At 51.2% G+C, this 24,075-nt stretch carries 21 protein-coding genes; 10 read left to right on the forward strand and 11 right to left on the reverse strand.

The features are described 5' to 3' along the window. The first annotated feature begins 19 nt into the window (after positions 1-19). Positions 20-361: a GlpM family protein gene (locus H0247_RS08045; RefSeq protein ID WP_180742086.1), complete on the forward strand. Its 342-nt coding sequence runs from the start codon at positions 20-22 to the stop codon at positions 359-361. A 53-nt stretch (positions 362-414) separates the two neighbouring features. Here the strand turns inward: H0247_RS08045 and H0247_RS08050 are convergent, their stop codons facing one another. Next, complete coding sequence (locus H0247_RS08050) at positions 415-804, reverse strand: rhodanese-like domain-containing protein (RefSeq protein ID WP_180742087.1); 390 nt, start codon at positions 802-804, stop codon at positions 415-417. Positions 805-923: 119 nt separating this feature from the next. Between H0247_RS08050 and ftrA the strand changes: the two genes are divergently transcribed. The 3 genes from ftrA to H0247_RS08065 all read left to right on the forward strand — a co-directional run bounded on the left by ftrA (position 924) and on the right by H0247_RS08065 (position 4,270). Further along, positions 924-1,919 carry a transcriptional regulator FtrA gene (ftrA, locus tag H0247_RS08055; protein WP_180742088.1) on the forward strand — a complete coding sequence of 332 codons (996 nt, stop codon included), beginning with the start codon at positions 924-926 and terminating at the stop codon, positions 1,917-1,919. 4 nt (positions 1,920-1,923) lie between these two features. After that, positions 1,924-3,126: a pectinesterase PemB gene (gene pemB, locus H0247_RS08060; RefSeq protein ID WP_180742089.1), complete on the forward strand. Its 1,203-nt coding sequence runs from the start codon at positions 1,924-1,926 to the stop codon at positions 3,124-3,126. Positions 3,127-3,532: 406 nt separating this feature from the next. After that, a complete protein-coding gene (locus tag H0247_RS08065) occupies positions 3,533-4,270 on the forward strand; it encodes a LuxR family transcriptional regulator (protein WP_180742090.1) in 738 nt (245 codons plus the stop codon). On the opposite strand, the gene H0247_RS08070 is transcribed toward H0247_RS08065, so the two are convergent. Both H0247_RS08070 and argG read right to left on the reverse strand, forming a co-directional pair. Then, on the reverse strand, positions 4,248-4,901 hold the full coding sequence (locus H0247_RS08070; RefSeq protein WP_180742091.1) for an acyl-homoserine-lactone synthase: 654 nt from the start codon (positions 4,899-4,901) through the stop codon (positions 4,248-4,250). The two genes, H0247_RS08065 and H0247_RS08070, sit on opposite strands and share 23 nt — an antisense overlap. Positions 4,902-5,169: 268 nt before the next feature. After that, a complete protein-coding gene (gene argG, locus H0247_RS08075) occupies positions 5,170-6,516 on the reverse strand; it encodes an argininosuccinate synthase (RefSeq protein ID WP_180742092.1) in 1,347 nt (448 codons plus the stop codon). A gap of 426 nt (positions 6,517-6,942) precedes the next feature. Here argG and H0247_RS08080 point away from each other — a divergent pair, with 426 nt between their 5' ends. Beyond that, positions 6,943-7,518 carry a DJ-1/PfpI family protein gene (locus H0247_RS08080; RefSeq protein ID WP_180742093.1) on the forward strand — a complete coding sequence of 192 codons (576 nt, stop codon included), beginning with the start codon at positions 6,943-6,945 and terminating at the stop codon, positions 7,516-7,518. Between the two features lie 69 nt (positions 7,519-7,587). On the opposite strand, the gene xylR is transcribed toward H0247_RS08080, so the two are convergent. The 4 genes from xylR to xylF form a co-directional block, all read right to left on the reverse strand. Next, complete coding sequence (gene xylR / locus H0247_RS08085) at positions 7,588-8,766, reverse strand: D-xylose utilization transcriptional activator XylR (protein WP_180742094.1); 1,179 nt, start codon at positions 8,764-8,766, stop codon at positions 7,588-7,590. A 136-nt stretch (positions 8,767-8,902) separates the two neighbouring features. Next, complete coding sequence (gene xylH, locus H0247_RS08090; protein WP_219606681.1) at positions 8,903-10,033, reverse strand: xylose ABC transporter permease XylH; 1,131 nt, start codon at positions 10,031-10,033, stop codon at positions 8,903-8,905. A gap of 28 nt (positions 10,034-10,061) precedes the next feature. After that, positions 10,062-11,603, reverse strand: coding sequence for a xylose ABC transporter ATP-binding protein (locus tag H0247_RS08095; RefSeq protein ID WP_180742096.1), 1,542 nt, complete (start codon positions 11,601-11,603; stop codon positions 10,062-10,064). Between the two features lie 120 nt (positions 11,604-11,723). Then, on the reverse strand, positions 11,724-12,719 hold the full coding sequence (gene xylF / locus H0247_RS08100; protein WP_180742154.1) for a D-xylose ABC transporter substrate-binding protein: 996 nt from the start codon (positions 12,717-12,719) through the stop codon (positions 11,724-11,726). A 358-nt stretch (positions 12,720-13,077) separates the two neighbouring features. Here xylF and xylA point away from each other — a divergent pair, with 358 nt between their 5' ends. Both xylA and xylB read left to right on the forward strand, forming a co-directional pair. Next, on the forward strand, positions 13,078-14,397 hold the full coding sequence (xylA, locus tag H0247_RS08105) for a xylose isomerase (protein ID WP_180742097.1): 1,320 nt from the start codon (positions 13,078-13,080) through the stop codon (positions 14,395-14,397). A gap of 72 nt (positions 14,398-14,469) precedes the next feature. Then, on the forward strand, positions 14,470-15,927 hold the full coding sequence (xylB, locus tag H0247_RS08110) for a xylulokinase (protein WP_180742098.1): 1,458 nt from the start codon (positions 14,470-14,472) through the stop codon (positions 15,925-15,927). Between the two features lie 30 nt (positions 15,928-15,957). Here the strand turns inward: xylB and H0247_RS08115 are convergent, their stop codons facing one another. Both H0247_RS08115 and H0247_RS08120 read right to left on the reverse strand, forming a co-directional pair. Continuing rightward, positions 15,958-16,950 (reverse strand): acyltransferase, encoded by a 993-nt coding sequence (locus H0247_RS08115; protein WP_180742099.1) that lies wholly within the window; start codon positions 16,948-16,950, stop codon positions 15,958-15,960. Between the two features lie 203 nt (positions 16,951-17,153). Further along, on the reverse strand, positions 17,154-18,689 hold the full coding sequence (locus H0247_RS08120) for an aldehyde dehydrogenase family protein (RefSeq protein ID WP_180742100.1): 1,536 nt from the start codon (positions 18,687-18,689) through the stop codon (positions 17,154-17,156). A 220-nt stretch (positions 18,690-18,909) separates the two neighbouring features. Here H0247_RS08120 and fdhD point away from each other — a divergent pair, with 220 nt between their 5' ends. The 3 genes from fdhD to H0247_RS08135 all read left to right on the forward strand — a co-directional run bounded on the left by fdhD (position 18,910) and on the right by H0247_RS08135 (position 22,850). Further along, complete coding sequence (gene fdhD, locus H0247_RS08125; RefSeq protein WP_180742101.1) at positions 18,910-19,743, forward strand: formate dehydrogenase accessory sulfurtransferase FdhD; 834 nt, start codon at positions 18,910-18,912, stop codon at positions 19,741-19,743. 224 nt (positions 19,744-19,967) lie between these two features. Then, on the forward strand, positions 19,968-20,594 hold the full coding sequence (gene sodA / locus H0247_RS08130) for a superoxide dismutase [Mn] (RefSeq protein WP_180742102.1): 627 nt from the start codon (positions 19,968-19,970) through the stop codon (positions 20,592-20,594). 363 nt (positions 20,595-20,957) lie between these two features. Continuing rightward, a complete protein-coding gene (locus H0247_RS08135) occupies positions 20,958-22,850 on the forward strand; it encodes a methyl-accepting chemotaxis protein (RefSeq protein ID WP_180742103.1) in 1,893 nt (630 codons plus the stop codon). Between the two features lie 117 nt (positions 22,851-22,967). Here H0247_RS08135 and H0247_RS08140 read toward each other — a convergent pair whose 3' ends face one another. Together H0247_RS08140 and H0247_RS08145 are read right to left on the reverse strand one after the other, a co-directional pair. Continuing rightward, positions 22,968-23,330, reverse strand: a complete 363-nt coding sequence (locus tag H0247_RS08140) for a YibL family ribosome-associated protein (protein WP_180742104.1) — start codon at positions 23,328-23,330, stop codon at positions 22,968-22,970. Between the two features lie 91 nt (positions 23,331-23,421). Further along, the gene (locus tag H0247_RS08145; protein ID WP_180742155.1) at positions 23,422-23,988 is read right to left on the reverse strand and encodes an MltR family transcriptional regulator; all 567 of its coding nucleotides are present in this window, start codon (positions 23,986-23,988) and stop codon (positions 23,422-23,424) included. Positions 23,989-24,075: the final 87 nt, after the last annotated feature.

The raw sequence follows: 24,075 nt of genomic DNA on the forward strand, positions 1-24,075 counted from the left end.
TAAGCCAGAAGTTATACTTATGTCATTGTTTATTAAATCTGTTATTGGCGCGTTGATCGTATTGCTCATCAGCGTCCTAGCGAAAAGCCGAAACTATTATATTGCTGGGTTGGTGCCGCTATTTCCCACATTCGCGCTGATTGCCCATTATATCGTTGGCACCGAACGTGGACTGGAGGCGCTACGCGCCACCATCCTGTTTGGCATTTGGTCCGTTATTCCTTATCTGGTTTATCTCATCTCACTTTATTACTTTACCGCGTGGATGAAATTGCCACAGGCGCTGCTCGCCGCAGTCGTGTGCTGGAGTGTGTCAGCGGCAGTGCTGATTAAGATCTGGACGTGGTATCAGGGGAATTAGGGTAACGAGGTGTTGGCAGAAGGGATGGGTCCCTCTGCCATAGACAGGGGATATCAGGCGAAGGCAAAGCCCTCATCTTCCCACCCCGTGATTCCCCCTATCATAATTTTTACTGGCCGACCTAATTGCGCCAGCTTTAAGGCCGCCTGATCTGCGCCATTGCAATGTGGTCCCGCGCAATAGACGACAAACCGCGTGTCATCAGGCCACTCGGCCATACGCTCAGGTGTGATTTCACGGTGCGGCAGATGAATCGCCCCCGGTATATGGCGCGCGCTAAAATGCTTCGGCGATCCCACCACATGCAGTAACACAAAGTCCTGCTGAGTGTCAGAGAGCGAGCCCGCCACATCCGCACAGTCTGTTTCAACGGACAGACGACGTGAAAAATGGGATTGGGCGATATCAGAAGCAGCAAAGGGATAGTCAGTCACGTAACTCATCGATTTTTCTCACTGATTGGAATGAGACTCGACTATAAAACGGATAAAGAAAGGCTGGCAGATGGCATTATTGCCATATATCGTCAATATCATGACAAGTTATTGAGGTGAGGAAATCGATGTTCAATCCGCTTGTTGTCGTACTCGCTTATGATGGCTTGTGTACCTTCGAATTTGGTATCGCTGTTGAAATCTTCGGCCTGCCTCGCCCCGAAATGGGGGAAAATTGGTATCAGTTCGCTGTCGCAGGCTTAGACAGCGGCGCGATGCGGGCAACGGGTGGCATCCACGTGGTTGCTGATGGTGGCCTTGAGCTGTTAACACAGGCAGGGACGATTATCATTCCCGGCTGGAAAGGCAGTGATGTGCCTGTCCCCGCCCATCTGGTCGATGCATTACGCCAAGCACATCAGCAGGGTGCCAGACTGCTCTCTATCTGTTCCGGGGTCTTTGTTCTCGCGGCGACCGGCCTGCTTTCTGGGCGGCGCGCCACCACACATTGGCGCTACAGTGACACCTTAAAAACACAATATCCTGATATCAACATCGAGCCAGACGTTCTTTATATTGATGAAGGAACGATTCTTACGTCAGCCGGGAGTGCTGCGGGTATCGATCTTGGGCTGCATCTCATCCGTCGGGATTACGGCAGCAAAGCGGCCAATCAAGTCGCTCGCCGCTTGGTGGTCGCACCGCATCGGGATGGTGGGCAAGCACAGTATATTGAAAAGGCGGTACCGGTAGACTACGAACGCTCGCGCCTTGGGCCACTTATCGATCATGTTCGAGCCAACCTCGCGGAAGAGTATTCCGTTACGAAACTGGCCACCATTTCTTGTATGAGCCCACGCACGTTCCTTCGCCGTTTTTCTGCTGCGACGGGTACGACGCCAGCACGCTGGTTACTGACCGAACGGCTGAATACTGCCCGCGATTTACTGGAGAACACGCGCTTATCAATCGATAAAATCGCCGAAACGGTGGGGTTCGGTACCGCAGCCTCAATGCGCCACCATTTTCGCCAGCAGCTCCATCTCACCCCCTCAACCTATCGGTTGCGTTTCGGGCAAAAAGCCGATGATATTCCAGAGAATCTTGCCGCTAAGAGAGGATAAGATCATGACAAGAACGACGCACCCCGGCACCGTTTATCGCCCCATTCTTTCCGCGCAGGAAGCTGAACGCTTCACGCTCCCGCACTATTTCACGCTGCGTGGACATGATGATCAGACAGAAGCTGACATCTGGCAGCCCACACCGATTGAGGTCGATCCGGCTACGCCCTGGGTTGTCGGGCCACTCGTGGGGGTGGATGGAGCAACGCACACCCATGTTCAACAGGCGGTAAACGCCGCGCTACGGGCACCGCAGGATCGGGCGCGTATTGCCATTAAACTGTTGCCGGGCACCTATACCGGCACGGTCTACATTCCCGCCGATGCGCCACCGCTCACGCTTTTTGGGGCGGGAGAACAACCAGATGACGTGGTGATTCAGCTCGCGCTGGATTCGATGTTTTCACCAGCAACCTATCGGGAAACAGTGAATCCTCACAACGAATATCAACCCGACGATCCCGCCTGGTATATGTACGATCTCTGTGCGTCGAAGCAGAACGCGACGATTGATACCATTTGTTCCGCCGTAGTGTGGTCGCAGAGCGACCATTTCCAGTTGAAGAACCTGACAGTGGTGAATACCCTGCTGGATACGGTAGATGGCCGCGCACATCAGGCTGTGGCGCTGCGCACCGACGGCGACAAGGTACAGCTTGAAAGGGTCCGCCTCATCGGCCGTCAGGATACCTTTTTCGTCAATACCAGCAACCTCCGCAACGAGTACGTCACGGATCGCTACAGCCGCGCCTACATTAAAGACAGTTACATTGAGGGCGATGTCGATTACGTGTTTGGGCGCGCAACTGCGGTATTCGAGCGTGTCCACTTTCATACGGTTTCCAGCCGTGGAGCGAAAGATATCCATGTCTTTGCGCCTGACAGCATGCCGTGGGTGCAATATGGTTTTCTGGCGGTGAAGTGCCGCTTTACGGGTGATGAAGGTTTCAGAAGAGAAAGAAAAGCCAGATTAGGCCGAGCTTGGGATCAGGGGGCAAGGCAAACGGGATACCTGCCGGGTCAGACGGCAAACGGTCAGTTAGTGATTCGCGACAGCACGATTGACGCCAGCTATGACAGAGAACGGCCGTGGGGAGCGGCGGCAACCACTGCACGGTTCTTTGCGGGTAACGCGGACTCAGCCCGCAATCTGGACGATGTGCACTTCAATCGGCTGTGGGAATACAACAACATCGACGAGGTGTGAGGGACTACGAAAGGGATAACAATATAAAAAAGTGAGTGTTATTCGCGAAAGAGTCGCACTGATGGAATGAATTAGCCTGAACTGCCAGCGGCCTGTAAACAATACAGGCCATAGAACAGTAAAAAAATTTTATTATATTACTGATAAATCTCGCTTAATTAGCATTCCCTGATGTTAGCCAATCATCACGCTTATCCTGAGCGGTGTTTATTTCTTTTGCTTTACGCCCTTAACATTACTGTAAGATTTTATGTTTTTAAACCGCAAAGAAAAGCTATACTAAGGTATAGGTATACCTATCGGTATAGGTATACCTATCGGTATAGGTTCCTATAGATATACCTATAGGTATAGGTATATACTTTTTCTATTACAGGATGTTGAGTTTTCAGACTGAGGTCATGAGATGTCGCAATTATTCTCCAATAACGAAACTATAAGCAAGGTAATAAAAAGTCAATTCGATACGGCACTAAGCTACTATGGCGACATCAAATATTCTTATATGGTATTAAATAAGAAAAAACCTACAGAAATTCTTATCATTTCAAATCACCACGATGAGTGGAGAGAAATATACCGAGCCAATAACTATCAACACATTGATCCTGTAGTCATTGCTGCTCTTAATAAAATCACACCTTTCCCTTGGGATGAAGATTTACTTGTCAGCACACAGTTGAAGATGTCAAAGATATTCAACTTGTCCAGAGAGCATAATATCACTAACGGCTATACCTTTGTTCTTCATGACCATAGTAACAATCTGGTTATGTTATCTATCATGATTGACGAATCTAATGTAAGTAACATTGATGAGGTTATTGAGAGTAATAAAGATAAGTTACAAATGACGTTGATGAATATCCATGCAGAAACCATCTCTCTTTACAGAGAGATGATTAGAAACAAAGAGGATGAAAGGTCAAATGATAAAGATATTTTTTCTCAACGAGAAAATGAAATTCTCTACTGGGCCAGTATGGGAAAAACCTATCAGGAAATCGCACTGATATTAGGCATTAAAACAGGCACCGTTAAATTCCACATCGGCAATGTTGTAAAAAAACTCGGTGTATTAAATGCCAAACATGCAATCAGACTTGGCATCGAACTACAGCTTATCCGACCGATTCAATCATAGGCTCGAAACACAGTGGCCACTCTCGTAGCTTACTTTCAACGAATTCTTGATTGTTATTTATACGACGAACTAACACATCCTGACTTTCTTTGTCGACAGGTAAAAACAGTAAATAAACCATTTCCTGCTTTTCTGACACCCCTTGTTCAACAACAGAAATTTTCCAGCCAGATCGCTTTAGTATAGTAAGCATAGGATGGCTGACAATCGTATAAACGCCATCATACCCTTTACTTCTTGAGTAATTCACTGTTGCCAAAAAGAACATTGTGCTAACAGGGTAAGTATTACCTAAAATCGTTTTTGACCGAGCCTTATCGACAAAAAAACGACTCGACTCAATATAATTCCCTTCGGGAAGGTCTATCTTTTCAAAATAGGGAAAGAACGTGCCGGTAATCATATTAGGATATTTTGTTTCGATTAATCGGGAACTGCAAATAACCTGATTATCCTCTACGCCGAAAAGATAGGTTGCGTTATCATCATCATATTGATCGAACTCCATCCCATTAATACATTTCACCGCCCAGTTAAGCCTATCCTTGAAGGTTTCTTTTCTAAGCGTAAACAATTCCTCCGATTTCTTTTCCGATAATAGTGCGTAACTTACATCGAATATTTCTAACATTTTTCCTCCATTAAAAATTTGCGGCTAGACATCACAAAAAAAGATACACCATCCAATAGCTTCTTTCGCCTTTTAAACACTCCAGGCTTATTGTCATTGTATTCTGTCGTTTTCCACGATGGTTGTACAGATGCAACTTTCACTGTAAGCAAGAGTTCATATACGAAAAAACACCGCGAGAAGGCCAAACATAACTCTATGATAAACAGATAAAAAAAATCCGGAAACGCAAGACGATTCCGGATTTTTATCTTACTTAATCTCTGCGTTATTTCCCTGTTTTATCCTGCAATTGGCCTACCTGCGGCAGACCCGTGCTGGCAGAGGAAGAGAGCAAGCCCGTTTCAACATAGTTAAACAGTTTTTCACGCGTGTCCGTGATATCCAGATTGCGCATAGTCAGTTGGCCGATACGATCATCTGGCGAGAAGACCGAGTCGCCTTTTTCCATGGTCAGACGCTCTGGTTTATAGGTCAGATTGTCAGACACGGTATTCATGATGGAGTAATCATTGCCGCGACGCAGCTCCAACGTCACTTCGCCAGTAATAGCGCTAGCGATCCAACGCTGAGAAGCATCACGCAGCATCAGTGCCTGAGAATCGAACCAACGTCCCTGATACAGGAAACGACCTAGCTGACGACCATTGGCGTGGTATTGCTCGATGGTGTCTTCGTTGTGGATACCGGTAACCAGACGCTCGTAGGCAATGTGCAGCAGTGCCATTCCCGGCGCTTCATAGATGCCACGGCTTTTTGCTTCAATGATACGATTTTCGATCTGATCGCTCATCCCCAGACCGTGGCGTCCACCGATACGGTTCGCTTCCAGCATCAGTTCAACATCATCGGCAAAGGTCTTGCCGTTCAGCGCAACCGGATGGCCACGTTCAAAACGGATGGTTACTTCTTCTGCCGGAACCTTGACGTTCTCGTCCCAGAATTTCACGCCCATAATCGGGTTAACGATTTTGACGCTGGAATTCAGGAATTCCAGATCCTTCGCTTCGTGCGTCGCACCCAGAATATTGGAATCGGTGGAATAGGCTTTCTCGGCCGACATTTTATAGCCGAACCCTGCCTGCGCCATGAACTCGGACATCTCCTGACGACCGCCCAGTTCATCAATAAAATCGGTATCCAGCCACGGCTTATAAATCTTCAGTTCAGCGTTGGTCAGCAGGCCGTAGCGATAGAAACGCTCAATGTCGTTGCCTTTATAGGTGCTGCCGTCGCCCCAGATGTTCACGCCATCTTCTTTCATCGCCGCAACCAGCATTGTACCGGTAACGGCACGGCCCAGCGGCGTGGTGTTGAAATAGGTCACGCCCGCTGTCGTGTTGTGGAATGCGCCACACTGAATCGCAGCGATACCTTCAGCAACCAGTTGCTTACGGCAATCGATAAGGCGAGCATTTTCCGCGCCATATTCCATAGCCCGACGAGGGATTTCCTCGTAGTCATCCTCATCTGGCTGCCCCAGATTTGCGGTATACGCATAAGGAACCGCGCCCTTTTGACGCATCCAAAGCAGCGCGGCGCTGGTATCCAGACCACCCGAGAACGCAATACCAATACGCTGACCAACCGGAAGATGCTTGAGAATCGTTGTCATATATGTAATCCCTGCTCGAAAGATCTATGGTGATGTACCCCTAGGGTATCAGCTTAGCCGCCACACCATTATGTTACGCCATGCATTAATGAGCGTTCGAGCCCTGCGCACATCCTACATCAGATGGGCTGGCCGATAATCAAAATAGACACGCTCACAAATGAATATTTATGCAAAATAAGTGAGTGATAATTTAAACATCTTTTTGGCGGGACAGGAAGAGAAGAGTCATGCTTTCGCGTAAAAAAATTCGTGGCCGATTCACGACCAAGTTAGCAAGTATAGCGCTATCTTCTCTTCAGGCTAAGCAGCAAAAATCGTTTACGCGACCCACCCGACATTAATAAAACATCGTTTCATTTTATCGACATTTCTTTGCTATCCTCCTGCGGTTAACACCTTCCCTTGCATATTGCTGGAGATGCTATGTCTAAGAAAGTCGCCGTTCTGCTGGCCCCAGGGTTTGAAGAAGCGGAAGCGATCATGGTGATTGATGTACTGCACCGCATGAAGATAGAAGTCACCATGCTGTCATGCTATGACAGACTGGAACTGCGCAGTTATCACAATATTCGCATGTTTGCCGATTCTCTGCTGGAAAGAAACCAGGACACGCTGTTTGATGCCGTGGTCATTCCCGGTGGCCCACAGGGTACGGTAAACCTGGCTGCCAACCCAATGGTTGTCGAGTTTATCCGTCGCCATGACGAGGCGGGAAAACTGATTTGCCCACTGTGCTCTGCGGCTGCACGCGTACTGGGGGGTAACAATCTGCTGAAAGGCCGTCGCTACGTTTGCTCCGGCAATTTATGGCAGGATGTGACCGATGGCGTTTATGTTGACGAAAAAGTCGTGGAAGACGGCAATCTGATCAGCGGCAAAGGGTTAGGCGTGACATTCGATTTTGCCTTTACCCTCGCCAACCGCCTGACGGGCGACAAAGAAAACGCCAACTTCCAGGTTGAGCACATCGATTACGATTACTGGCGCGTGCCTGCGTAACCGCTCATCTGCCTAATATAAGGCGCGTCCCGCCGCGCCTTCCTGCGTAACCTTCTTCTGTGAATAGCCTTAATAACCTTCTCCATAACGCTCGCGGTACTCCTTCGGCGTGATGTCATACCCTTTCTTAAAGACAGCATAAAAGTAAGGCAGCGAAGGGTAGCCGCACATTAACGAGATCTCGCCAATCGAGAGCGAGGTCGATATCAGCAAGTTGCGTGCCCGGTCCAACTTTTCCGCATGAATCACACCGTGAATCGTCTGGCCGACTTCATCTTTGAAGCGCTTCTCCAGATTTGATCGGGAAATCCCTACCGCATCCAGCACCTGCTCGACCTTAATCCCTTTGCAGGCGTGATAGCGGATAAAGTGCATCGCCTGAATAACAGCAGGGTCGTGCACAGAACGATAATCCGTTGAGCGACGTTCTACCACCCGAACAGGTGGCACCAAAATACGTTGCAGCGATAAATCGGCCTGATTCAACAGCAGTTGATGCAGCAACTTCGCGGCGCGATATCCCATTTGGCGCGTGCCCTGCGCCACCGACGAGAGCGCGACGCGTGAAAGGTAGCGAATCAGATCTTCGTTATCGATCCCGATAACACACAGCTTCTCTGGTACGGCAATATTCAGATGTTCGCAGACCTGCAACAGATGGCGCGCGCGCGAATCCGTCACCGCGATAATCCCCGTCTGCGGCGGTAGCCCCTGCACCCAGTCAGCCAGCCGATTTTGCGCGTATTGCCAGTTATCCGGCGACGTTTCCATTCCCTGATACACCACGCCCTGATACTTTTCTGCCGCAACGAGCTGCCAGAAAGCGTATTCCCGCTCCTGTGCCCAGCCTTTCCCACCCGATGCTGGCAGGCCATAAAAAGCAAAGCGGTTCAGCCCCTTTTCTTTGAGGTGCATAAACGCGCTTTCCACCAGTGCATAATTATCTGTCGCGATGTAATGCACAGGCGGGTAATCCTCAGGCCGATGGTAGGAGCCGCCAACCCCCACCAACGGCACGTTCACATCCTGTAGTAGCTGCTTGATCTCACCATCGTCAAAATCGGCAATCACGCCGTCTCCCAGCCACTCTTTAATGTTATCAATACGGCAACGGAAGTCTTCTTCGATGAAGATGTCCCAGTCACACTGAGAAGCCTGTAAATATTCGCCAACCCCTTCAACTACCTGACGGTCATACACTTTGTTGGCATTGAACAGCAGCGTGATGCGATAGCGTTTTTCAAACATGGCAGTCGGCACTCATTAATCGCAAGTTCCTTGAATCAAGTCTGCTCCCTTGAATAGCACAGTGCCCCCAGAGGCCAAAATAATTTGCTGATTATTGCGAGCCGCCACGTATTTCCTCCACAACCCCCGCGTCGCGTCACACACGCCGCTTTGTTGCCGTATCCATCCACACCGCCAATAGCAGGATTCCGCCTTTTACGACGTATTGCCAGAAGGTCGGCACATCCAGCATGCTCATCCCGTTATCCAGCGACGCCATGATAAATGCCCCCATCACCGCGCCCGCCACGCTGCCGATCCCCCCCGCCAGACTGGTGCCGCCAATCACGCAGGCGGCAATCGCATCCAGTTCGGCAATGTTTCCGGCGGAGGGTGAGCCAGCTCCTAGCCGCGAGCTGAGAATCAATCCGGCGACCGCGACCATCAGGCCGTTAATCGCGAACACCGCCATTTTGGTGCGCTCAACATTCACGCCCGATAAGCGGGCAGCATCAATATTGCCGCCCACGGCATAAATGCGGCGGCCAAATGCCGTGCGCGTCGCCAGAAAAATACCGCCCAGCATCAACAGCGTCAGCACCAGAACCGGCGTTGGCACACCGCGATAGTCATTCAGCAGATAAATCGCCCCCAGCACCACCAGTGCCGTCACCGTCTGTCGGCCAATATCACCCGCGGGAGGGTTTACTGGTAACCCTAATCGCGCACGGCTGCTGCGCCGACGCCACTGCCAGGCAATAAACACCATCAGCCCGATAGCACCGAACATAAAACCGATGCCGGAAGGCAGATAGCTCTGTCCAATCTGCGACATCGCTTCACTCGTCGGAGAAACCGTCGTCCCATTGGTAATGCCGATCAGAATGCCGCGAAAAGCCAGCATCCCCGCCAGCGTCACGATAAAAGAAGGGACTTTCCGGTAGGCGACCCACCAGCCATTCCACGCGCCAAGCAGCAATCCCAGCGCAAGTGTCACAACGATGGTCAACGGTAAAGACCAGCCAAACCAGACATCAAAAATCGCCGCTGCACCGCCCAAGAGCCCCATCATCGAACCAACCGACAGATCGATCTCAGCGGAGATAATGACAAACACCATACCGACCGCCAGAATGCCGGTAATCGCCGTTTGCCTTAACAGGTTGGAGAGATTACGCGCGCTGAGATACGCCCCATCGGTCATGTAGGTGAAAAAGAGCATGATGGCGATGATGGCGGCGATCATCACGTAGACCTGAAGATTGATGCTTTTCAACCGTTGCAGCATCGAGACAGAGCCCACGACATGTTGTTGTTCAGACTGCGATGTTTTCAGCACGATGTTCACTCCTCAATGCAGCTTCCATAACCTGTTCCTGGGTTAAATCACGATTGACCAAATCCGCTTTGATCCGCCCCTGGTGCATCACCAACACCCGATCGCTCAAGCCCAGCACTTCGGGCAGCTCAGAAGAGATGACAATGACGGCGATGTGCTGTTTTACCAGCGCATTAATGAGCTTGTAGATTTCGTATTTAGCACCGATGTCGATGCCGCGCGTGGGTTCATCGAGAATCAGAATGCGGGGATTCAACAGCAGGCATTTCGCCAGCACCGCTTTTTGCTGGTTGCCGCCGCTTAACCGAGCAATCGCCAACTCTGGGCTGGAGGTTTTCACTTTCAGGTTCGTGAGCGACTGCCGGATGATGTCCTGCTCACGAGCATCGTCCACTATGGAAAACGGCCCTGTGAATTGGTCGAGTGCCGCCAACGTCATGTTCTGCGCCACACTCATCACCGGGACGATGCCATCCTTCTTACGATCCTCCGGCACCATCGCAATGCCCCGCGCCATCGCCTGCTGGCAGTTGCTGATGGTCACCGGCTCGCCGTCAATAAAGATGTCGCCCTGCCAACGACCATGATAGGCACCAAACAGGCATTGCACCGTTTCAGTACGCCCTGACCCCACCAATCCGGCAATACCGAGAATCTCGCCCCGATGCAGAACAAACGAAACATCATCCACTCGGCGAATATGGCGATTGACCGGATGCCAGGCAGTAAGGTGTTCTACGCGCAGCACTTCTTCACCAATGGTATGCGGTTCATTGGGATAAAGCTCCGTCAGTTCTCGCCCTACCATCATGGCAATAATCTGGTCCTCGCTCAGCTCGACCGCAGGACGCGTGCCAATAGGTTTCCCATCGCGAATCACACAAATTACATCGGAAATGGCTTTAACTTCGTTGAGCTTGTGCGAGATATAGATACAGGCAATACCGTGATCGCGCAGATCCTGGATGATCTCCAACAGGATTGCGGTTTCACGCTCGGTCAATGACGCCGTGGGCTCATCCAGCACCAACAAACGCACCTGCTTGTTCAGCGCCTTGGCAATTTCCACCAGTTGTTGCTGGCCTAATCCAAGCTCACCCATTTTGGTATTCGGATCGACGGCCAGTTTGACCTGCTCCAGCATGCGCTGGCAGCGGAGGTACATATTGTCGTAATCCATCACGCCAAAACGCGTCCATTCGTTGCCCAAAAAGAGGTTTTCCAATACCGTCATCTCTTTCACCAGCGCCAGTTCCTGATGAATAATCGCAATCCCTTTTTGCTCCGTATCGCGAATGTGGTTGGCGCGCAGTTCGTCACCGGAAAAAACTATCTGCCCGTCATAGCTGCCATGCGGATAGATGGCACACAGCACCTTCATCAAGGTAGATTTCCCCGAGCCATTCTCGCCGCACAGCGACAAGACCTGACCCGCCTCCAGCGTCAGGCTGACGTTATCGACGGCTTTCACCGCGCCAAACGCCTTGGTGATGTTTTTCATTTCCAACAGATGTGGCATCACGGCCTCCGTGATTCAGGTATCTCAGACCTCGTCTGCGACAGTGGCGAGCCACAACCTCGTGTCGTGACTCGATGAACGTCTTTCCTGCATCCTGAAATCTAGTGGCTGCGGCGTGCGTTAATACACATCCGCTTTTTTGTGGAAGCCATCGGCGATGACGGTGGAATCGATATTGGATTTATCGACGGGAATCGGCGTCAGTAGGAAGGAAGGAATGTCTTTCAATCCATTGTTTAATTTAGCGTTAGATTCCGGCGTTTTACCTGAACCTAACGCCACGGCGATATCTGCGGCATCTTTCGCCAGCTTGCTGATCGGTTTATAGACCGTCATGGTTTGCGTCCCGGCCACAATACGCTTGATTGCGGCTAGATCGGCATCCTGACCGGAAATGGCGACCTTCCCAGCCAGTCCCTGTGCGGCAAGTGCCTGAATCGCACCGCCCGCAGTGGCATCGTTCGATGCGACGACAGCATCGATCTTATTGCTGTTCGCCGTTAGCGCATTTTCCATAATTTTCAGCGCATTCTCTGGTAGCCAGGCATCAACCCACTGATCGCCGGCCACTTTTATTTTCCCGCTTTCGATCAACGGCGTAAGCACTTTCATTTGCCCCTGACGAAACAGCTTTGCGTTATTATCAACAGGTGAGCCGCCCATTAAGAAATAGTTTCCGCTAGGCACCTTATCGACGAGATATTTCGCCTGTAGCTCACCAACCTTTTCATTATCAAATGAAATATAAAAATCCACATCCGCATTATTAATCATGCGGTCATAAGCAAGCACTTTTATTCCTTCACGTTTTGCTTCCGCAATAACATTGCCAAGCACTTGACCGTTATAAGGAATAATAACCAAGACATCGACACCGCGATTGATCATGTTTTCTATTTGAGACATTTGCGTCGCTTCATTGCCGTTTGCTGATTGAACAAACACATCAGCGCCCTGCTTTTTAGCTTGCTCAACAAAAAGATCGCGATCTTTCTGCCAACGTTCGAGACGCAAGTCATCAATCGCCATACCTATTTTAACGTCCTTCGCGAATCCGGGCTGACAAGCAAGAATGAATACGGCACAAGCTGAGAGTAAAAAATGGTTAACTTTCATCATAGCGTACCTTTTTTATTTAAGATGCAGGGCCTAAGACTCCAATAGAAATAGCCAGATGAGTATTGTCGCTAAGTATCCCTTCATCAATTACAGATTTTTATCCTCCAATTATGTTTTTTGGTTTAATTTCCATTTTTTGATACGGGTCATATTTTATTGTCGAGTCACATTTCCACGTTGTTACATCTTGCGAGACGTATTCAGAGTAAATACCGTTATTTTTTGCGACGCAGCGCACATTTAATAATTCTCTGAATTTCAGTGTGAAATAACGTAATTGAGGAAGCCTTCATCCACTCCGAAAATTAATCTCATTCCCGTCTCTTCCGTCTGGGTGGTTTCTAAGGAGTTAACGATGCAAGCCTATTTTGAACAGATCGAAAAAGTCCGTTATGAAGGCAGCCAAAGCGACAATCCCTTCGCCTTCCGTTACTACAATCCCGACCAGGAAATTCTCGGCAAACGTATGGCGGACCATTTGCGCTTTGCCGTCGCGTATTGGCATACATTCTGCTGGAATGGCGCGGATATGTTCGGCGTCGGCGCCTTTGCCCGACCGTGGCAGCAGTCAGGCGACGCGCTGGAGCTGGCGAAGCGCAAAGCGGATATCGCCTTCGAATTTTTTCAAAAGCTGAGCGTGCCTTACTACTGCTTTCATGACGTCGATGTCGCACCGGAAGGGAGCTCACTGAAAGAGTACCTGCACAACTTTGCGGTTATCACCGATGTGCTGGCGGAAAAGCAGCAGGATAGCGGAGTGAAGCTGCTGTGGGGCACCGCCAACTGCTTTACCCATCCCCGCTATGGCGCAGGTGCGGCCACCAACCCTAACCCGGATGTCTTTGCCTGGGCGGCCACACAGGTGTTCACGGCCATGAACGCGACCAAAAAGCTGGGTGGCGAAAACTATGTGCTGTGGGGCGGGCGCGAAGGCTATGAAACCCTGCTCAATACCGACCTGCGTCAGGAGCGTGAGCAGATTGGCCGCTTCATGCAGATGGTCGTCGAACATAAACACAAAATCGGTTTTCAGGGCACGCTGCTCATCGAGCCGAAACCGCAGGAACCAACCAAGCACCAGTACGACTACGATGTTGCCACCGTCTATGGCTTCCTGAAACAGTTTGGGTTGGAAAAAGAGATTAAAGTCAACGTAGAAGCCAACCACGCGACGCTGGCAGGCCATTCATTCCACCATGAGATCGCCACTGCTGTCGCGCTGGGCGTATTCGGATCGGTCGATGCAAACCGCGGCGATCCGCAGCTCGGCTGGGACACTGATCAGTTCCCTAACAGCGTGGAAGAGAACGCGCTGATCATGTATGAAATTCTCAAGGCGGGTGGCTTCACGACGGGTGGGCTAAACTTTGACGCCAAAGTTCGTCGCCAAAGCACCGATCGCTATGACCTTTTCCACGCGCACATCGGCGCGATGGATACCATGGCGCTGGCGCTCAAGGCCGCAGCCAGAATGATTGAAGATGATAAACTCAATCAGCTGGTTGCTAAACGCTACGCAGGCTGGAACGGAGAGCTGGGTCAGCAAATCCTGCAAGGCAAGGCCTCGTTGGAATCCCTTGCCCATTATGCAGAAAGCCATCAGTTGGCACCACAGCACCAGAGTGGCCAGCAAGAATTGCTGGAAAATCTGGTTAACCGCCACCTCTTTGGCTAAAACGGGACGCTCACTACATCACACCTACTGCGACAGACTCAACCCTGTCGCAGAGGCTTATCAGGAGCCACTATGTATATCGGTATTGATCTGGGTACGTCCGGTGTGAAAGCCATCCTGCTAGATGAAGCAGGCAAGGTGATTGCCAGCCATAGCGCCGCATTGAACATTTCCCGCCCGCATCCGCTCTGGTCGGAGCAAGCGCCTGAAGACTGGTGGCAAGCAACCGATCGGGCGCTACAGGCGTTGGCGGCAACGCATAACCTTCGCGCCGTGAAAGCGCTGGGGCTGACAGGACAAATGCACGGGGCGACCTTGCTGGATACCCGCCAGAACGTGCTACGCCCCGCGATCCTCTGGAATGACGGACGCAGCGCGGCCCAATGCCGCACGCTGGAGCAACAGGTGCCCACGTCGCGCCAGATTACCGGTAACCTGATGATGCCGGGTTTTACCGCGCCCAAACTGAAATGGGTACAGGAAAACGAAAGCGATATCTTTCGCCAAATCGACAAAGTCCTGCTGCCAAAAGACTATCTGCGCTGGCGTCTGACGGGAGAGTTCGCCAGCGATATGTCCGATGCAGCCGGAACACTCTGGCTGGATGTCGCAAAACGAGACTGGAGCGACACGCTGCTGGAAGCCTGCGCGCTGAGCCGCGAACATATGCCCGCGCTGTATGAAGGCAATCAGATTACCGGTTATCTGCGGCCTGATATCGCCAGCCGCTGGGGCATGGAACCCATCCCCGTTATTGCTGGCGGTGGGGACAATGCGGCGGGAGCCATTGGCGTCGGGCTATATCAAGCCGGACAGGCAATGCTGTCTCTCGGCACATCCGGCGTTTACTTTGCCGTCAGCGACGGCTTTCTCAGCAACCCGCAGCATGCCGTCCACAGCTTCTGCCACGCGCTGCCGAATACCTGGCACCTGATGTCCGTGATGCTAAGCGCGGCATCCTGCCTGGACTGGGTCGCCCGCCTGACGCACGCAGAGAGCGTACCCGCGCTGTTGCAGGAAATCGCCTCGACGCCCGTCGATGACACAATAACGCCGGTGTGGTTCTTACCTTATCTCTCCGGCGAACGTACGCCACACAATAATCCTGATGCCAAAGGCGCCTTCTGGGGGCTCACCCATCAACACGGTCGCCCAGAACTGGCAAAAGCGGTACTGGAAGGCGTGGGGTTTGCGCTTGCCGATGGAATGGACGCACTGCATATGACCGGGCTAAAACCCGATAGCATCACGCTGATTGGCGGTGGCGCACGCAGCGCCCACTGGCGACAAATGCTGGCGGATATCAGCGGTCAAACGCTGGAGTACCGCACAGGAGGCGATGTTGGCCCCGCGCTGGGTGCGGCACGTCTGGCACAAATCGCCATGCATCCACATACGCCACTGGCAGACCTTCTGCCGCCGCTGCCGCTGGAACAGATTCATCAACCGGATCTCCAGCGTCACGCCGACTATGCCGAGCAGAGGCGTACATTCCAAGCTCTCTATCAGCAGCTTAAGCCGTTGATGTAACACAATTCGTTCGGCGAGGCTGACAAACGGTCAGCTCACCCAGCGCCGCACATCGATTTTCTGTAGCGCCATCGAGAGCAGCAGGCTGGCTCCTAGCGCGATGGCGAAAACATACAAGATGTCGAAAATTGGGTGGGATGGCAGCACCACGTCATGCGTACGCAGATAGTGAATGATCAACGCGTGGAGGCCGTAAATCGCCAGCGAATGGCGCGAAATGATGGCAAATCCCGGTAAAATCCGCTGGCTACAGTAGTGCTTAAACACCACCATAAGACTGGCCGCCGCCAGAAACACCAGCGGGCCACAATAGATGTAAAATGTCTGGGTAAATGTATCGTTCAGTAATGTGTGGTGCTTAGTCCCCATCGCGACTAGCGCGACACACGCGATAAAGAACGGGATAGCGGCTAGCGCGATTTTCTTTGGCACTTCCAACATCCCCAATGCACGCCCCAGCGCGGCATACAACACGTAGTAAAACGTATCGCCGTAAATATAGAGATTCACGGGCAGTAATTTAAACCCTGCAAATTCCACCCGCCCCGTATTGGGGTTAGCGACCACAGCCAGCAGGATAATCAAGACGGCTAAATATTTTCCCGATACCGGCTTGATGGTAATAAGTGGGGAAAGCAGATAAATCACGATAATGGCGTAGAAGAACCATAAATGATAAAAGACCGGTTTTTGCAGCGCATGGTGCAATGAATTCAGGCCATTAATCGGCGTGAGCGTCGCAATATAGATCAACGCAACCGCACTATAAAAAAGCAGGCATAAACCGATACGCAGGAAATGTTTTTTCCCCGCGCTGCGCTCACCAAAGAATAAGTAACCCGAGATCATGAAAAACAGCGGAACACAGACGCGCGAAGCGGAGTTCAGAATATTCGCCACATCCCAGTGCCCATCGCCCGGCGTGCCGCCCGCAGTAATATAGTAGGTAGTGCTATGAATCAGAACGACCATCATGCAGGCCAGCGCCCGCAGGTTATCAATCCAGCCGATCTTATCCGTCATGCACAACCTCTTGAAAGCAAAGCGCTATTCAAAACAGCGTAGCCGTTGTTACGCGCTGGCACAATCAACGATCAACAACCCACAATCAAAAGTCTGTACTCAACAATTGGGAAAATCTAAGTGATAAAGACAGATTAATACGGGAAAACATTGGATTACGCCATGCGTACTCGCCAGAAAAGGCAGAGCATGGCGTGAGTGAATCAGAACAGTCCCATCGGCTTATCAGAGTAACTCACCAACAGGCACTTGGTTTGCTGGTAATGTTCCAGCATCATTTTATGGTTTTCACGCCCAATGCCGGACTGCTTGTAACCGCCGAACGCCGCATGTGCCGGATAGGCATGGTAACAGTTAGTCCAGACGCGCCCAGCCTGAATACCGCGCCCCATCCGGTAGGCAATATTACCGTTACGGCTCCACACGCCAGCCCCCAGCCCGTATTCCGTATCGTTGGCGATCTCCAGTGCGTCATCCATGGTTTTGAAGGTTGTGACCGCCAGCACCGGCCCGAAAATTTCTTCCTGAAAGACGCGCATACTGTTTTTACCGAACAATATCGTCGGCTCCAGATAGTAGCCTTCTGCCAGTCCGCCCGGCATCACCTTACGCTGGCCACCCGTGAGTACCCGTGCTCCCTCTTTCTTACCGATATCAATATAGTTAAGGATGGTATCAAGCTGGCCGGCGGACACCTGTGCGCCCATCATGGTTTTGCTGTCCAGCGGGTTGCCGATGCGGATAGCCTCAACGCGCTTGATTGCCCGTTCCATAAAGCGATCGTAGATAGATTCCTGTACCAGCGCACGACTCGGACAGGTGCAGACCTCTCCTTGATTGAAAGCAAACAGCGTGAAGCCTTCGAGCACTTTGTCAAAGAAGCTGTCTTCTTTATCCATCACATCGGCAAAGAAAATGTTCGGCGATTTGCCGCCCAGTTCCAGCGTGACTGGCGTCACGTTCTGCGCCGCATAACTCATGATCTGCTGACCCACCTCGGTCGAGCCGGTGAAGGCGACTTTCGCAACGCGTTTCGACGTCGCCAAGTATTCGCCAATTTCGCTTCCCGACCCATTGACGACATTAATGACACCTGGCGGCAGCAGATCCTGAATCAGTTCCATCAAAATCAGCACCGACATCGGCGTCAGTTTGGCGGGTTTCAGCACAATACAGTTACCGGCGGCCAGCGCAGGCGCCATTTTCCAACAGGCCATCAGCAGCGGGAAATTCCAGGGAATGATTTGCCCGACAACGCCGAGAGGTTCATGAAAATGGTAGGCCACGGTATCGCCGTCAATCTCACTGATCGCCCCTTCTTGTGCACGGATACAGGCCGCAAAATAGCGAAAATGGTCAATCGCCAGCGGCACATCCGCCCCGCTGGTTTCGCGTATCGGTTTGCCGTTATCCCAGGTCTCCACCCGCGCGAGTAGATCAAGATTCTGTTCCATTCGGTCGGCAATGCGGTTAAGCACCAGCGCCCGATCCTGCACCGACAGGCCACCCCATTCCGCTTTTGCCTTGTGAGCGGCATCCAGCGCGTGGTCAATATCTCGCGTTGATGAGCTGGCCACTTCACACATCGGCTGGCCCGTTACTGGCGTCAAATTAACAAAATACTGACCCGCATCAGGGGGAACCCAAGCTCCGCCGATAAAATTGTCATAGCGTTTTTTCAGGTTGAGAGAACCGACTTCGTCAGATGCGCGTCGGCCTTCAAAATTATCATGCGCCATTTCAGTCTCCTTTTCAGTTCCGAGTAAGCGGCCATGCCGCAGTGAAAAAAGAGGCAAACAGTAAGCAGTTAAATTAAGCCTATACGGGGTATGGAATTAGCGACAGGATTCGGCCAGAGAAGAAGGCAACTCTTCGAGTTGACGCACAGTTTCTTGCGAGAAAAAGTCGCATCCCTTCAGGTGCGGTGAAATAATACTTTTAATTTCCAGGGTTACTAACATGCAGGTATTTCAGGTGGAAGGGGTTCATTTACGCGCAGATGCCGCCCTTGAAGGCGCAACGCAACATTCGGTCTATCATCCTGACTCGCTGCACCAGCCGCAACCTGACTGGCTGGCGGAAGAAGTGCCCGTGGCGCTGGTCTACAACGGCATCTCGCATGTCGTCATGATGGCATCGCCGAAAGAACTGGAACTGTTCGCCCTCGGGTTTTCCTTATCTGAAGGCATTATTCAATCACCGGCGGATATCTACGGGATGGATGTACTGCCCGCCTGTAACGGTATCGAAGTACAAATTGAGCTTTCCAGCCGACGTTTTGCTGGGCTAAAAGAACGACGCCGGGCGATGGATGGCCGCACAGGCTGTGGCGTATGTGGCGTAGAACAGCTCGCGGAGATCGGCAAGCCGGTGACGCCCCTGCCCTTCACGCAGACCTTTTCCCTCAGCAAACTTGAAAACGCGCTGGTGCGGCTGCGCGATGTGCAGAAGATCGGCCAGGTGACGGGTTGTACCCATGCCGCAAGTTGGGTCGCGCCAGACGGCACGCTGTCCGGAGGGAGCGAAGACGTCGGTCGCCATGTCGCGCTGGATAAACTGCTGGGTGCGCGAGCAAAACAAGGGTGGCAGCAAGGTGCCGCGCTGGTCTCCAGCCGCGCCAGTTATGAAATGGTCCAAAAATCCGCCATGTGCGGCGTGGAAATCCTGTTTGCTGTCTCGGCGGCAACGTCACTGGCGGTTGAGGTCGCCCAACGCTGCAACCTGACGCTGGTCGGTTTTTGTCGACCAGGACACGCAACGATCTACACACATCCGCAGCGCCTGAGCGAGTAAGTGCTACCGCAGCTTGAAGTATGACGGGTATAGATTAATTTGTTTTTACATAGTGCAATAATGACATAACCGTTTGTTATCATGAGGTAAAGCAATATGACTCATGACATCAGAACGAGAATAATCATTTTCAATATCATTTAATTAACTATAATGAACGTATTGCTTACGCGGTACTAACAGTACAGTGCCGTAACATTTTTTTTACCATGGAGATGCTAAACATGAGTTATTCACTGCCATCGCTGCCTTATGCTTATGACGCACTGGAACCGCATTTCGACAAAGAGACGATGGAGATTCACCATTCCAAACACCATCAGGCTTACGTCAATAATGCTAACGCCGCGCTGGAATCTCTGCCTGAACTGGCTAAATTGTCTGCTGAAGAACTGATCGCTCAACTGGACAAAGTTCCTGCGGAAAAAAGAACGGCACTGCGTAACAACGCAGGTGGCCATGCTAACCACAGCCTGTTCTGGAAAGGCCTGAAAGTCGGCACGACGCTGACTGGCGATCTGAAAGCCGCCATCGAACGTGATTTCGGTAGCGTTGACGCGTTTAAAGAGAAATTTGAGCAAGCAGCAGCAACCCGTTTCGGTTCTGGCTGGGCGTGGCTGGTACTGAAAGATGACGGCAAACTGGCCGTTGTGTCTACTGCAAACCAAGACAGCCCGCTGATGGGTGAAGCCGTTTCTGGTGCATCTGGCTACCCAATCGTTGGTCTGGATGTATGGGAACACGCTTATTACCTGAAATTCCAAAACCGTCGCCCAGATTACGCGAAAGCATTCTGGAACGTAGTAAACTGGGACGAAGCAGCGGCTCGTTTCGCCAGCGCGAAAAAATAAAACCGTTGGATGCCTGATACCATCAGGCCTCTTCTGCGTTTGAATATAAACTGGAATAACAGTCTGTTATTCCAGTTTTTTATTATCTCTTCTTATACCCGCCATACACCAAACCGCATGCACGTTGGCGCTATTTGGTTCATCATTGACCCTCGCCTCGACAGGCCGCCGCAGGCTAGCACGTAAAGTTTCACAGTAACATGCCGATACTTACTGCGGATTTTTGTCATGTTGTTTCGCAAAGCTAAACGGGTCATTTTGCAAAATCATCTTGGCAAGCGGTAATCCGAGATGCTAGCACCGCTAAACCAGTGTGCATCAGGATAATCAATTTGAATCAATACGATATAGTGGTGGGATGTAATGGCGATGAATTTTGACAATTTAAAAGTCGGTAAAAAATTAGGATTAGGCTTTTTCCTGATACTGCTGATGACCATGGTGATTGCCGGTGCGGGCATTATGCATATTAGCTCGCTGAAAGACAGTATTGATAAAGTTAATTTAAACAACAATATCAATGATGAAATTAACCAGGCTAAATATTACCGCGCATTATACGGCACCACCTATAATCCTGACGATATAAAAAAGAACATTGAACACATTGCCAATATCAGTAAACTCGCTGAAAAGGCAAAAGAATTTCACTGGCCTGAAAGCGACGCCAAGAAAATAGCCAATATCCCTACATTAATCACCAGCTATCAGGAAAAACAGAATAATTATATTAATGCCGTGAGCAAAAAAGATGCCGTTAGAAAAAGCTGGAATATTTCAACCACGGAAAAACCCCTACAAGACCTCAACGATCAATTAAAGACGGACAACAATAGCGCGAACCTTCTGTTATTACTTTCTGATTTGAACCAAAAGTTAATCGCCGTCCGCTACCACGTTCGTGGTTTATTACTTTCTACCAATAAAGAATCCGAAGAAAAGCTGACAGATGCCATTAATGCAGCACAAACGTCACTGACTTTCCTGTATCAAAGCCTATCCGCCGAACAGCGTGATACGCTAGCTCCCGTCATGACGATAATGAATAACTACGAAGAGCAAATTCTTGCCTATATGCCAGCCTATCAGGAAGAAATGGCACAGGCTGTACAAATGAGGGGCGTCGCCGACCAGTTGAACAACGTGGTTAAATCTCTGCTTAGCGATCAATTGGCAGATTCACAGGCAGATATCCACGATGCTACGTTGCAGATGAGCATCACCGCGCTGATTACGCTGCTACTTGGTCTGCTGATTTCTTGGTTCATTTCACGCCAGATCACCACGCCGCTGGGCAACACCTTGAACATGGCTGAAAAAATCGCGACAGGCGATCTCACCATGTCCATCAACACGACACGTAAAGACGAGCTGGGTCAGTTGATGAGTGCGATGTCGAAAATGAATGACAACCTGCACAATATGATCGACGACATTCGCGTCGGCGTCAGCCAGATTTCTAACGCCTCCAGTGAGATCGTCGCGGGCAATACGGATCTGTCATCACGTACCGAGCAACAGGCCGCCGCCGTTGAGCAAACCGCCGCCAGCATGGAACAGCTCACCGCGACAGTTAAGCAAAACGCCGATAATGCGCACCACGCCAACAAGCTGGCAATCAGCGCTTCCCAAACGGCCAAACAGGGTGGCGAGCAGGTGAATAACGTGGTGCAAACCATGAACGCGATTGAAAACAGCTCTAAACGTATCGCGGAAATCACGTCCGTCATTAACAGCATCGCCTTCCAGACCAACATTCTGGCATTGAACGCCGCAGTGGAAGCCGCGCGCGCCGGTGAGCAAGGCCGCGGCTTTGCGGTGGTTGCCAGCGAAGTTCGCAATTTGGCACAGCGTAGCTCTCAGGCCGCGAAGGAAATCGAAGGCCTGATCTCTGAATCGGTTAATCAGGTATCACACGGTGCGACGCTGGTCGGCAATGCGGGCAAAACGATGAACGACATCGTCACCTCGATCACGCAGGTGCATGACATCATGGGTGAAATTGCCACCGCATCAGATGAGCAAAGCCGGGGCATCAGCCAAGTTAGCCAGGCGATTGTTGAGATGGACAGTACCACGCAGCAGAACGCCGCGCTGGTTGAACAATCCTCTGCCGCCGCCGACTCGCTGGAAGAGCAAGCGCGACTGCTGAAGCAAGCGGTTTCCGTCTTCCGTCTGGCAAACACGCAGCACGATGAGACGCCCGCCAGTATCGCGTTTGCCAACCCAGCGCATCGCCTGCACGCGCCGCGCTAATACCAAAGCAGCCACGAACCAGAAACGACAAAGCCCCTGTTAAACAGGGGCTTCATCAACAAATCCATCACGCCAACACGTACATCATCAGCGTCTGTCGGCGCAGAGAAACAAACCTCAGAACGGTTTCGGTGCGTAGCCCGTCATCTCTGTTAAGCCCATTTCGCGCCCCAGTGCCGTCATCGGATGTACCACTACCAAACCGCGCACGCTTTTCTTCAACGTTCCCATATCAGCCTGCTCTTTTTTCGTAATCGCACGGCTGAAAGGCAGCTTCGCCAGTCTCTGCGCTTCTTTGCTGAGTTTCTGTTCTCTCACGTTACGCAGGCGCTCAATTTCGGCCGTTAGCTTCTCACGCGCTTCCATATTGAGGGCGATAGCCTCGGCATCACCTTGTGCCAGCAGCGTGGCCTGCTTACGCGTCAGCTTATCCAATTGGTCGCTAAGGCGTTTAATCTCTGCTTTTTCCTGCTCTTTCATAAAAGATAACCTGTATAACGGGAGAATAATGCGGAGCACAGCATACACGAAACGCCGGATTGACGCAGTGACGTGATAGTGTGGAATTGGGTTAAAACGCTTTTTTCAGGCTAATTTGCGCAATCAGCGTGGTCAGAGATAACACCAGTGTGGAACGCACCATCTGCTGATAACGTTGCTGCTGCATGTTCACCAGAAGTGGATCGGCAGCGTCGGCTCCCTGCGGCAAAGTGGGTTCTGCGGGCAGCGCCGTAACGCAATGCAGTTCGCCGATAGGTCCCAGAATTTCATCGTCAGTAAAACGGTAATGCCCACCGTCATGCGTCAACTCTTCACCCAGCGCCATTAGCAATTCCGCATCTTCGTACTCTTTACGGCTGATCATCCCCAGGCCATAAATCAGTTTCAGCCGCACGGAAAGGTCGCCCAGCGGACCCGTTCCCGTCATCAAGGGTTCAACGGCATATTTCACCGCATAGTCATCTTTACGGAACACTTGCAACATCAGGATACTGACCGCTTCAGCCAACAATTCAACGGCACAAAGCATAAAATCGCGCACGGTTTTCCCTGAGTTCAGCGCTTCCAGAACCCGGTTTTCAAACGCCTGTGTTTCTTCCATCGTCACTTCTCGACCCTTTAACCCCGCACACCGCATCCCCGATCTCGGCAGCATGCTTACCGGCAGGTGTGGCGACATCCCATCCCCGACGTCGCCTATACCTTTTACACCGTGTCGAAAAGA

Source organism: Pectobacterium sp. CFBP8739 (genome assembly GCF_013449375.1).
Lineage (GTDB): Bacteria > Pseudomonadota > Gammaproteobacteria > Enterobacterales > Enterobacteriaceae > Pectobacterium.